Origin of the sequence: Pseudonocardia nigra, from assembly GCF_019396355.1 — a bacterium.
Classification (GTDB): Bacteria; Actinomycetota; Actinomycetes; order Mycobacteriales; family Pseudonocardiaceae; genus Pseudonocardia; species Pseudonocardia nigra.
Genome location: NZ_JAHKRK010000238.1, coordinates 1 through 11,414, shown reverse-complemented (window position 1 = coordinate 11,414; position 11,414 = coordinate 1). Strand labels below are relative to the sequence as shown.

At 70.1% G+C, this 11,414-nt stretch carries 10 protein-coding genes, 1 tRNA gene and 1 pseudogene; 8 read left to right on the top strand and 4 right to left on the bottom strand.

Translation table 11 applies throughout. From position 1 onward, the window contains the following. On the bottom strand, window positions 1-118 hold a 118-nt coding region (locus tag KME75_RS45330), incomplete at its 3' end, for a transposase domain-containing protein (protein WP_308283383.1). 193 nt (window positions 119-311) lie between these two features. On the opposite strand from KME75_RS45330, the gene KME75_RS35415 reads away from it, so the two are divergent. Continuing rightward, window positions 312-1,682, top strand: coding sequence for an NsdA family TPR-like regulatory protein (locus KME75_RS35415; protein ID WP_219419306.1), 1,371 nt, complete (start codon window positions 312-314; stop codon window positions 1,680-1,682). Here KME75_RS35415 and cutA read toward each other — a convergent pair. Beyond that, window positions 1,620-1,958, bottom strand: coding sequence for a divalent-cation tolerance protein CutA (gene cutA, locus KME75_RS35410; protein WP_219419305.1), 339 nt, complete (start codon window positions 1,956-1,958; stop codon window positions 1,620-1,622). The genes KME75_RS35415 and cutA overlap by 63 nt on opposite strands. A 415-nt stretch (window positions 1,959-2,373) precedes the next feature. On the opposite strand from cutA, the pseudogene KME75_RS35405 reads away from it, so the two are divergent. Continuing rightward, window positions 2,374-3,763, top strand: a pseudogene (locus KME75_RS35405) (IS1380 family transposase). Window positions 3,764-3,860: 97 nt separating this feature from the next. Here KME75_RS35405 and KME75_RS35400 read toward each other — a convergent pair. Both KME75_RS35400 and KME75_RS35395 read right to left on the bottom strand, forming a co-directional pair. Beyond that, window positions 3,861-5,357, bottom strand: a complete 1,497-nt coding sequence (locus KME75_RS35400) for a site-specific integrase (RefSeq protein WP_308283382.1) — start codon at window positions 5,355-5,357, stop codon at window positions 3,861-3,863. Window positions 5,358-5,525: 168 nt separating this feature from the next. Next, window positions 5,526-5,600, bottom strand: a tRNA-Thr gene (locus tag KME75_RS35395). A 122-nt stretch (window positions 5,601-5,722) separates the two neighbouring features. Here KME75_RS35395 and KME75_RS35390 point away from each other — a divergent pair. The 6 genes from KME75_RS35390 to KME75_RS35365 form a co-directional block, all read left to right on the top strand. Continuing rightward, window positions 5,723-7,144, top strand: coding sequence for a threonine/serine exporter family protein (locus KME75_RS35390; protein WP_308283380.1), 1,422 nt, complete (start codon window positions 5,723-5,725; stop codon window positions 7,142-7,144). A 48-nt stretch (window positions 7,145-7,192) separates the two neighbouring features. Beyond that, on the top strand, window positions 7,193-8,626 hold the full coding sequence (locus KME75_RS35385) for an alpha,alpha-trehalose-phosphate synthase (UDP-forming) (RefSeq protein WP_219419303.1): 1,434 nt from the start codon (window positions 7,193-7,195) through the stop codon (window positions 8,624-8,626). After that, entirely contained in the window at window positions 8,623-9,366 is a 744-nt protein-coding gene (otsB, locus tag KME75_RS35380) for a trehalose-phosphatase (protein ID WP_219419302.1), read from the top strand. Before KME75_RS35385 ends, otsB begins: the two co-directional genes overlap by 4 nt. Before the next feature lie 502 nt (window positions 9,367-9,868). After that, the gene (locus tag KME75_RS35375) at window positions 9,869-10,585 is read left to right on the top strand and encodes a helix-turn-helix domain-containing protein (RefSeq protein WP_219419301.1); all 717 of its coding nucleotides are present in this window, start codon (window positions 9,869-9,871) and stop codon (window positions 10,583-10,585) included. A gap of 39 nt (window positions 10,586-10,624) precedes the next feature. Then, a complete protein-coding gene (locus tag KME75_RS35370; RefSeq protein ID WP_219419300.1) occupies window positions 10,625-11,095 on the top strand; it encodes an NUDIX hydrolase in 471 nt (156 codons plus the stop codon). A gap of 87 nt (window positions 11,096-11,182) precedes the next feature. After that, the coding region (locus KME75_RS35365; RefSeq protein ID WP_308283379.1) for a DUF6444 domain-containing protein at window positions 11,183-11,414 on the top strand (232 nt) is incomplete at its 3' end.

The window sequence follows — 11,414 nt, the reverse complement described above, 5'->3', positions numbered from 1 at the left end:
GCACGAAGTACACCGTCAGCCGCGCCGGCAACAGCCGCCGCCGCAGCTCGCGGGTATCCGTCGTGGCCACCACCCGGTCCACCAACTCCGGCGGGAACGCCTTCGTCAGCGACCCCACCGACACTCGATCGGGCAACCAGCCCTCCGGAGACACCCCCTCCGACCCGTCGTGCGCCACCCGGCGATCATCCCCAGAGGCGACCACCAGACGACACACCTCGACCGGCGTGTCGGCGCCAAGATCAACCTAACGCAAGGCCATTGCGCAGTTACCCCCGGCAGACTTGCGGTAGGCGGGGGGAGGGGCCGGCATGACGAGCGCCAACGGAAGCGGTGATGACCCGTGGGGCGTCCGCCTGCGGCGCTGGCGCGACAGCACCATGCATTGGTCGCAGCAGGACCTGGTCGACCAGCTCGTCGGCCTCGCGTTCAAGACCAAGGAGGAACGCGGGACGCAGCTGGACGTGCGCCTGGTCAACCGCTGGGAGAGCGGTGCCGTCAGACGTCCACAAGCGATCTATCGTCGTCTGCTCGCGCAGCTCGGTGCCCCGGCGCCCGATGCACCATCACGCAGTCAGGCACGGCCTGCTTCCGGTCTGCCAGGGTCTTGCCCTGCCGATGGCACGTCATCGGACCTAGCGTCCGCGTTTGACCATGACGACTTCGGTACGGGAGACGGGGACAGCGTGCAGCGACGCGACTTCCTGCGAGCGGGATCCTCGCTCGCAATCTCCGGTCTCCTGGCGTCCGTCGTGGGTGGCACTACAAAAGGGACCAGCAGCAATTCCGACGTGATCGGCGAGCTCAGCCATCGTCTCGTCAGCCTGCGAAAGCTCGACGACACACTCGGGGGCGCCGACACGTACCGGCTGTACGCAGGCGAAGCAGAGCTGACCGAGCACCTGCTCCGCGGCGGAGCGAACCGGGAGCCTATCCACCGTCGGCTTCTCGCGCTGCACGCCGAGCAGTCGCAGCAAGCCGGCTGGGCTGCCTTCGACGCCGGCTGGCACGACCTTGCCCGCGACCACTATCGACGGAGCCATGCCGCCGCGAAGGAAGCCGGCGACCCCGGCCTCGCCGGCAACGCGCTCGCGTTCCACGCATACCAGCTGATTGGGCTCGGCCGCCCGGCCCGGGCGATCTCTGAGAAGTCGATCCGCGCCGCCGAGCAGCTCGGGGTCGATCCCGGCGTGCAGGCTCTGCTCTACTCCCGCGCCGCGTGGACGTTCGCGCTCGACGGCGACGCGGACACCACGGCGCGCTGCCTCGGCCGTGCCGCAGAGGCACTTGCACGGACGAACGGACAGACCCCGGACTATGCCGCATGGATCGACGAGACTGAGCTGGAGATCATGACGGGCCGCTGCTGGAGCGAGCTACGCCGCCCGCTCCGAGCCGTTCCTGTGCTGGAGTCCGCGCTGGGCCGGTACAGCGACGCGCACTCGCGCGACAAGGCGCTCTACTCGTCCTGGCTAGCCGACTCGTACATCGATGCTGGCGAGATCGAGCAGGCCGTCGCGGTGGTGCACTCGAGCCTGGCCGTCATGGGCAACGTGTCGTCCGTCCGGCCCCGGGAGCGTCTCGCGGCCGTCGCATCCCGGCTGTCCGAGCACCAGAAGCTACCCGCCGTGCGCGACCTTCTGAGTGGTGATGCGCTCCACCCACTCGACGTACGCCGCTGACACCCGTGCCAGCGGCACCGCGGTCACCTCCGGGTTCTGCCACTCGTGATGCTCAACGAGATGCGCCTCGAGGTCCGCATAGCGGGCAGCGGTGGTCTTAAAACTCACCGTCCACTCCTCGCCCTGCCCGAACTCGCCGTTGTGCCAGAAGAACGACGCAACCGGGCCCGCCACCTGCCCGCCAGCCGCAAGTCCAGCGGTGATGGCAGACTCGGCAAGCTGGAGCGCGGCCTCGCGGGTCGGTGTTGCGGTCGACACAGTGAGCAGGTCCGTCATGACACCGAGACTACGGCCGGGCGCCGTCGGGGTCACCCTGTCCGCGTCGAGGCAACGAACGTCAGTAGCGGCTCATGGTCACCCGGACGATGCACGTCCATCTCATACTCCGTGATCCGAAGTGAATCGCCGCCGAATCGAGGGAGCGCGTCGACAAGCACCTGCTGGAGCTCGCCGGCATTGCTCGCATCGGCGACGGTCGAGAATCGCGCAACAGAGGTCCCGAGGTCGGATCGTGAACGTGAGGAGGTTTGCGCTTCCAACGCTGGGCGCTGGTTCGGGTTGAGGTCTCAGCCTGGATCCACCGTGGAAATGAGTGCCTGACAGCGGGTCGTGACACACGGATGCCCTTCTGACCTGGGACGATAGGACTTGTCGAGGGTCCTTGGTCACCGAGTAGAAGGGCATCCGCTGGATGCGACTATCTCACGCCCGCCGCGCGATCGGCGTGCGGTTCGATGATCCGAATCTCGTGTCGTGCGCGGGTCTGGCGGCGGTGATGGCGCTGGCCGCCCGGTGCGGGCTGGCGACGCTGCTGACCGAGCGGCTGAGCATCGCCGCGAAGGGCGGCGCAAACGCTACCGGGAAGGTCCTCGCGCTGGTCGCGGGGATGGTCGCGGGCGCGGACTCGATCAGCGACCTGGACCTGCTGCGCCACGGCGGGATGCCCCGGCTGTTCACCGAGGTGCGGGCCCCCTCGACGCTGGGCACGTTCCTGCGGCTGTTCACCTTCGGCCACGTCCGCCAACTCGACGCCGTGGCCGCCCGGCTGCTGGCACGGCTCGCGCGGGCGACCCCGGTCCTGGTCGGCGCCGATCAGGTCGCGTTCCTGGATCTGGACGACACGGTGCGCCAGACCTACGGCTACGCCAAGCAGGGCGCCGGCCGCGGCTACACCGGGGTGAACGGGCTCAACGCGCTGCTGGCCACGATCAGCACGGGGATGTCGGCGCCGGTGATCGCCGCAACAAGGCTGCGCAAGGGCGCGACGAACTCGGTGCGCGGCGCGGCGAAGCTGCTCGCCGACGCCCTCGCCAGCGCCCGGCGGGCCGGCGCGACCGGGCTGGTGATCGTGCGCGCGGACTCGGCCTACTACGGCTACGACATCATCAACACCTGCCGCCGCGCCGGCGCCCCGGTTCTCGGTCACCGCCCGCCACACCGCCACGGTGACCAGGGCCATCACCACGATCCCGGAGACGGCGTGGGTGCCGATCCGCTACCCGAACGCCATCTGGGATGAGCAGGAGCAGCGCTGGGTTTCCGACGCCGAGGTCGCCCAGATCGAGTTCACCGCGTTCACCGGCCGCCGCAAGACCGAGCACGTCACCGCCCGGCTGATCGTGCGCCGGGTCCGCCGCCTCAACCCCAAAACGGTGCCGGCCGGGCAGTCGGAGATGTTCGTCGTCTACCGCTACCACGCGATCTTCACCGACAGCCCCGAACCGATGCTTCACGCCGAGGCCACCCACCGCGACCACGCGATCATCGAGCAGGTCATCGCCGACTTGAAGGACTCCGCGCTGGCGCACCTGCCCTCTGGGCGGTTCACCGCGAACGCCGCCTGGCTGGCCTGCGCCGCGATCGCGCACAACCTCACCCGCGCCGCCGGCGCACTCGCCGGCACCCTGCACGCCCGGGCCCGCACCGGCACCATCCGCGCCCAACTTATCGGCGTCCCCGCCCGACTCGCCCGCTCCGCACACCGGCTCGTGCTGCACCTCCCGCAGCACTGGCCCTGGGAGGCCGGGCTCGACGAACTGTTCCGCCACGCCCTGCACGACCCGCTCCCGACAGCAGGCTGACATCGGCCTCGCAGGCCACGACTGGAGACCACCAGTGGAAAGGCCGGGCAGACCGGCGGATCAACCCTGCCCGACCACCGCCCGCACCCACCGAAGATCAACTACAGGGGTCACAAACTACCGCCGGTGGATCCAGGCTCAGTGCCGCGCTCCGAGGGTTGCCCGCGTCGAGCCGGGCCACGATCCGCAGACCGCTCCCGCCCACCAGCGTGAGCAGGCCCCACTCCTGCGCGAGCGACAATGCCTGCTTCGCAGTCGACACGGAGACACCGTGCCCCGCAGCGAACGCTGCGGGCGTCGGAACAGCGGCATGAGGGGCCAGAATCCCCTGCTCGATCTGCCGCGCCAGGGCAGCGGCAAGCACCTCGTACGGGTACCGCGGATTCGTGCGCGCTCGCGTTGACTCATCGATCTCAGGCGGGCGCGGTGGCATACCTGCACCAATCCCCTTGGCCGCGCGCTGGTCGGCCTCCGAGACCCACGCCGTATAGGTTTTGAGTGTGGTCGTTCCGCCGCCACCGTGGCCAAGTCGGCCGGCGACAGTGCGCGGGTCGACACCGCCTGCGATCAGCTCGGTGGCGGAGTAGTGCCGGAGTTTGTGGAACGTGGTGTCGATACTAAGGCGGCCGGCGAGACGCTCGTACCGCTGCGTCAGCGAGTCCGGCACGGGGAACGTGCGGCCGTCAGGGGCCCCCGAGAACACGAACGCGTCAGACGCCAGCTCGGTCCCTAACGCCGCAGCGCGCTCCCGGCAGCGGTCCCGGTGCTCACTGAGTACGGCGACAGTCTCGGCATCGAGCGCGATCCGGCGTTGCTGGTGGGTCTTGAGGTCGGCCTCGGCGAGTCGGCCCCCCTCCTTGCGGATGGCACGCCGCAGCCAGATCACCTCCCTGCCCTCCTCGAAGCTCACCGAGGACCAGCGGATCGCGCACAGCTCACCGCGCCGGGCGCCGGTCGTCATCGCCACCCAGAGAAGCGCGCCCCAGTCCGGATCGCGCCACGCTTCGTTGACGATCCGCGCAGCCTCCTGCGCTGTCGGCGGCTGAGGGTTCGACTTCGGTGCAGGCGGCGGCTCAGCCTGGCCGATCGGGCTCACCGCCATCCAGCGCCAACGCACAGCTCGCCTGAACGCTCCGGAGAGGATGAAGTGCATGTGCCGAACGCTCATCGCGCTGAGCGGCCGGCAGACGTGCGGACCGCACCGCTCGTCGCACTCGTGGGGGCCGGTTGTCCGGTGGTCCGCTCGGCGCCGCCCCGTGCAATGCTTCCGGCATCGCCGCAGCTCCGCGTAGAACGAGTCCAGTACGTCGGCGTCGATCGCTCCGACCTTGAGATGACCCAGCAAGGGCGAGACGTGGTTCCGAACGTGGCTCCGGTAGAGCGCAAGCGTGTTCGGCGCGCCGTCGAACTGGTCGAGGTAGCGATCCAGCAGCTGGTCAACGGTCGCGGCAGTGCGGGGATGTCGCCGGTCCGCGACCTGGCTCAGCAGCCGGTTCCGGACAGCCTCGGCCTCGTCAGCTGCCTTGGGGCCAGGTTTCACCACCTCGGTCAGGTAATGCCGCCTGCCCGTCAGGGCGTCGTAGCCCGCGTACACCCGGACGCGGAGTGCACCGCTCGGGAGAGCTTGGATACTGCCTCGTGCGCGGACACGACCAGCCGCGATACGACGCGCCACGGCAGGATCGTAGCGCGTTCGCACCACGTTTGATGGCACGTTCGCGCGAAGGGGTCGAACCGCAAGACCAAAACTGCTGGTCAGAGCTGGAGCCGGAGGTCGGGATCGAACCGACGACCTACTGTTTACAAGACAGTTGCTCTACCACTGAGCTACACCGGCCGGTCGTCCCGGCCATCCTAGTGCCGTCGGAGCGCGGGAGAGCCCGCACCTACCCTTGACACCATGGCCCTGCCGATCGTCGCCACCCGTGGTGGCGCCCGTCCCCCGCGCGCGGTGTGACCGTGGGCGAGCGTTTCACGCGTCGGATGCGCAGTGCGCTGCGCCGCGAGGCCTACGGGCTGCTGCACGCCGGGCCGCCCACCGTCCAGTTGATGCGGCCGCTCGGGCCGCAGGTGCCCGACGACGCGCGCGTGCAGCAGGTGCTCGACCTGTGCATGCGCGTCGGCGAGGTCCTGCTCTCCAGCGGGGAGAGCGCCGACGAGACCACCCGGCAGATGTTGCGGCTCGCGGCAGCGGCCGGGCTGTCGGCGGTCGATGTGGACATCACGTTCACGTCGATCACGATGTGCTGCCACCGCGGGATGGCGGCGGCGCCGGTCACGTCGATGCGGCTCGTCCGGTACCGGTCGCTCGACCTCACCCGGCTCGCCGAGGTCGCGGCCGTCGTCGACCGGGTGGAGCAGGGCAGGCTCGACATCGAGTCGGCGGCGACGGCGCTGTCCGAGGCCGTCGCGGCCGCGCACCCCTATCCGCGCTGGGTGGCGACGGCGGGCTGGGCAGGGCTGGCTGCCTCGATCGCGCTGCTCCTCGGGGCCGAGATCACCACCGCGCTGGTCGCGTTCGTCGTCACGGCCGTGATCGACCGCACCGGGCGCCTGCTGAACCGCTGGGGACTTCCCGCGTTCTTCCAGCAGGTCGTCGGAGGGATGCTCGCCACCGGGGCAACGCTCGCGCTGTTCGCGGCCGGCGCGTTCCCGCCGGGCACGCGACCATCGCTGGTGATCGCGGCGAGCATCACGGTGCTGCTGTCCGGGCTGTCCGTCGTCGGTACGGTCCAGGACGCGATATCCAGCTACTACGTCACGTCGGCCGGCCGGGCCGCCGAGATCGCGTTGCTGTCGGCCGGGCTGCTGACCGGTGTCGTGCTCGCACTGAAGATCGGTTTCGCGTTCGGCCTGGTCCTCGAGGTCGCCGGGGAGCTGCCCAGCGGTGCCGCTCAGTTCGGCATCTCGGCGCTCGCCGCGGCACTGGCCGCGGCGTCGTACTCGCTCGCCGGTTACGCCCGGTGGCGTCCGCTGATCGCCGCCGGGCTCACCGGGGCCGCGGGGTGGAGCACCTACGGGCTCCTCACGCAGGTGCTGTCGTTCGGGCCGATCGCCGGCACCGGCGCCGCGGCCGTGGTCGTCGGGATCGGCACCGGCCTGCTGCGCCGCGGTGGCGGCATCTCGCCGTTCGTCGTCACGCTCGCGGGCATCACCCCGCTGCTGCCGGGCTTCACGGCCTACCGGGGCTTCTACCAGCTGGCCGTCGAGTACACGGTCGACGGCGTGGTGACGGTCACCGTCGCGCTCGGCATCGGGCTCGCGCTCGCCGCAGGCGTCACCTTCGGGGACTTCCTGGCCCGGCCGCGGCCCGCGCCGACGACGACGTCCGCGGAACCGGTGCTCGTCGCGGAGCCCGCGCCGGACGCCGAGCCGCAGTAGGCTCCGATCCTGCCGTCCCCGTGACCACGCGGCGGTAGGAGGAGGACCATGCCCACCGGCAGCACTGCACTGACCAGCGCCGATTTCGTGGTGGTGGCCAACCGGCTACCGGTGGACCTGGAGAAGCTCCCCGACGGCACCCAACGCTGGAAGCGCAGTCCCGGCGGGCTCGTCACCGCGCTGGAGCCGATGCTGCGCAGCCGGGACGGGGCGTGGGTCGGGTGGCCCGGCCTCGCCGACGCCGACGTCGAGCCACTCGTCGAGGACGGGCTGCAGCTCCACCCCGTGCGGCTGACGGAGCAGGAGGTCGAGGAGTACTACGAGGGCTTCTCGAACGGCACGCTGTGGCCGCTCTACCACGACGTCGTCGCGCCGCCCGCGTTCCACCGTCACTGGTGGCAGGCCTACGTGCGGGTCAACCGCCGCTTCGCCGAGGTGGTGGCGGACGTCGCCGCGGAGGGCGCCACCGTGTGGGTGCAGGACTACCAGCTGCAGCTGCTGCCCGCGGAGCTGCGGAAGCTGCGGCCCGACCTGCGCATCGGGTTCTTCCTGCACATCCCGTTCCCACCCACCGAGCTGTTCATGCAGCTGCCGTGGCGCACCCGCATCATCGAGGGGCTGCTCGGGGCCGACCTGGTCGGCTTCCACACCCCGGGCGGCGCCCGCAACTTCCGCTGGCTCGCCACCCGCATCGCGAGCGCGGTACCCGGGCACGGCCGCAATGAGGTCGTCGTCGACGGGCGTCCGGTCAAGCTGGGGCCGTTCCCCATCTCGATCGACTCGGCTGCCCTCGACCGCCTCTCGCGCACGCCGGAAGTGATCGAGCGCGCGAAGCAGATCCGCGCCGACCTCGGCGACCCGCAGCGGGTGATCCTCGGCATCGACCGGCTCGACTACACCAAGGGCATCGACGTGCGGCTGCGCGCGTTCGAGGAGCTGCTCGTCGAGGACCGGGTGAGCGCCGACGACGTCGTGATGATCCAGCTGGCCACGCCGAGCCGGGAACGCGTCGAGCACTACCAGAAGATGCGCAACGACATCGAGCAGTCGGTCGGGCGGATCAACGGCGAGTACTCACGGGTGGGCCACCCCGCCGTGCACTACCTGCACCAGTCGCTGCCGCGCGAGGAGCTGGCGGCGTTCTTCGTGGCCGCCGACGTGATGCTGGTGACGCCGCTGCGGGACGGGATGAACCTCGTCGCCAAGGAATACGTCGCCTGTCGGCACGACAACGGCGGCGCGCTGGTGCTCTCGGAGTTCGCCGGCGCCGCGATCGAGCTGAAGGACGCGATCCTGGTCAACCCGCACGACACCGATGGCGTCAAGAACGCGCTGTACGCCGCGCTGACGATAACCCCCGAGGAGGGCCGCCGACGGATGCGCGCGCTGCGCAGGCAGGTGCTGGGGCACGACGTCGACCGGTGGGCGCGTTCCTTCCTCGACGCCCTGGGTCTCCCGCCTGCCCACGGTGGGGCCGAGTGAACACGCTCGACGAGGACCTGGCGGCGCTCGCCGCCGTGCCGCACCTGCTGGTCGCGCTCGACTTCGACGGCGTGCTCGCCCCGATCGTCGACGTCCCGTCGGACGCGCGGCCGCTGCCGGAGTCCGCAGCGGCGATCGAGGCGCTCGCCGCGCTGCCGCACACGACCGTGGCGCTGCTGTCCGGGCGCGGGCTCGCCGACCTGGGCACGGTGTCCGGCTTCGGCAGCCCCGTCCGGCTCATCGGCAGCCACGGCGGCGAGTTCGACGACGGCGGTGCCGTGCTGGACGACGCGCAGCGCGACCGGCTCGACCGCCTCACCACCGAGCTGCGCGAGCTCGTGGACGGCGAGCCCGGCGTGGCGCTCGAGGACAAGCTCGCCGGGGTGGCGGTGCACGTGCGCAACGCCGAACCCGCGGTGGCCACCCGGGTGCTGGAGGCCGTCCGCAGCGGGCCGGCCACGCGGCCGGGCATCGAGGCGACCCCGGGCAAGGCCGTGCTCGACCTCTCGGTGATGCGGATGAACAAGGGCGCGGCACTCGACGTGCTGCGCGAGCGGATCGGCGCCGATGCCGTCCTGTTCGCGGGCGACGACGTCACCGACGAGACGGCATTCGCCCGGCTGCGGCCCGGTGACATGGGCGTCAAGGTCGGGCCCGGTGAGACGGCCGCCGAGCATCGGGTGGACGCGCCGGCGGACGTGGCCGCGCTGCTGGAGCGGTTGCGCGCCGCGCGCTCGTGAGTGAAAAACACCATGCCGGCGGCGTTCTCCGCTCACCTACGGCACGCCAATATCGGGCTCGGTCGGCTGTATCCCCGGTTGATCAATCACACGCCGACTGGTGCAGCGCTTGCTCCGCCATCCGTCGAATGTCGCAGGGGAAAGTTCGGTAACCACGCTGTGCGCTCAGGGCGCACGCAGGGCAGTAGCCGCGCCCGTCGTCGATGTGCTCCGCAACCAGCCGCTCAGCCAGCCCTGGGTGACGCGCGATGAACTCGACGACTGGATTCATCCGAGCCACTTGGGTGTCGTGGCAGGTGCCGCACTCGATCCGACTCCCCCCGCGCACCCGGGTACCTGTGTCACCTCTGATCTGACCTCCGTCGGCTGGCGGACCCGGCCTATCCGGGGTCCGTCGACTCCTCACTCTCGGCACATCCGGCGGACGTCTTCACCACGAGCCTTGACGACTCAGGACGTCTCAGGGACACCAGACGTCCCTTCGGATGTAGGCTGCGCGCTTGTGGCCAACGAACGACTGCGTGACGCTCTGTTGGCCGCGGGGGTCACGATCGAGAAGGCCGCAGAGAAGACCCGGGTCGATCCCAAGACTGTCGAGCGCTGGATGACGACCGGCCGCACCCCGTACGCCCGGCACCGACGCACGCTCGCAGCGCTGTTAGGGGAGGCTGAGTCGTACCTGTGGCCGACGGCCGTCCCACCGGAGCGGCAGGCGACCATCACGGCGTCAGAAGTCGTCGGTGTCTATCCGCACCGCAATACGGTTCCGGCGGACCTCTGGGAGCGCCTACTTGGTGGCACGAGCGATCGGGTTGACATCCTTGTGCATGCCGGGCTGTTCCTGGTCGAGCGACCCGACTTCATCCAGACCCTGACCGACAAGGCAGCCGCTGGCGTCACGATCCGCATAGCGTTCGGCGACCCCAACTCGGGGGCCGTGAACCTGCGCAGCAACGAGGAACGACTCGGCGGGGGCGTGCTCACGGCGCGGATCGAGTACGGCCTTGTGCCGTACTCGCCGCTGTGCGGCACGCCGGGTATCGAGTTCCGGTTCCACTCGACCACGCTCTACAACTCGATCTTTCGCTTCGACGACGAGATGATCGTCAACAGCCACGTCTACGGCGCGCCCGGCGCACACGCGCCCGCCCTGCACCTGCGCAAGCTCGGTGCCGGCGACCTGTTCACCATCTACACCAAGAGCTTCATCGACGTCTGATCGCTTTCGCGTCCCGCCTCGTGGTGATGAGATCGGGGGGTGGCTCGCACCGACTACCTGGACGACCCCGATGCGCCGAAAGCGACGAGCATCGTCATCGCGGCCAGCTCGTTCGTCCTCGACGATCGGGGCCGGCTCCTGATGATCCGCCGCACGGACAGCTGCCTGCACGCGCTGCCCGGTGGCCGGCATGAGCTCGGCGAGACGATGACCGAGACCACGATACGGGAGACGGCTGAGGAAACCGGGATCACGATCGCCGTAACCGGGCTCATCGGCGTTTATTCAAATCCGGCGCACGTCGTCGAGTTCAGCGACGGGGAGGTACGGCAGGAGTTCTCCATCTGTTTCCGCGGGAAGCCGGTCGCGGGGGAGCCGAGGGACAGCGACGAGTCGAGCGAAGTCCGATGGGTCGAACGCGCCGACCTGCCGTCGCTTGACATCCATCCATCGATCCGCCTACGGATCGAGCACGGCTTCGCGCACCGCACCGAGCCCTACTACACCTGATCGGTGGTAACCATTCACGTCCCGAGGCCGGGATCTCATGGCGTGTCGCTGCGTGATCTCGCCGCCGCGGTGTGCTGATCATGTGGGGTGTCCCGGTCGGAGCAGCCGTCGCGCGAGGGGCTCGTCGCGTTGGTCGAGCAGCAGGCCCGGCTGATCGCTGAGCAGGCCGCGCGGATCGAGGCGCTACATGCTGAGGTTGCAGAGCTCAAGCGCCGGTTGGGGCGCACCTCGCGGAACTCCTCGCAGCCGCCCTCGACGGATGGGCCGGCCGCACCGGCGCCGCGGTCGACCCGGCGCAGCAGCGGCCGCAAGCCCGGTA

Bases quoted from the DNA above. Each gene is read 5' to 3' on its own strand.
- cutA (WP_219419305.1), bottom strand. From the start codon at position 1,958: ATGACGGACCTGCTCACTGTGTCGACCGCAACACCGACCCGCGAGGCC.
- KME75_RS35415 (WP_219419306.1), top strand. From the start codon at position 312: ATGACGAGCGCCAACGGAAGCGGTGATGACCCGTGGGGCGTCCGCCTG.
- KME75_RS35385 (WP_219419303.1), top strand. From the start codon at position 7,193: ATGCCCACCGGCAGCACTGCACTGACCAGCGCCGATTTCGTGGTGGTG.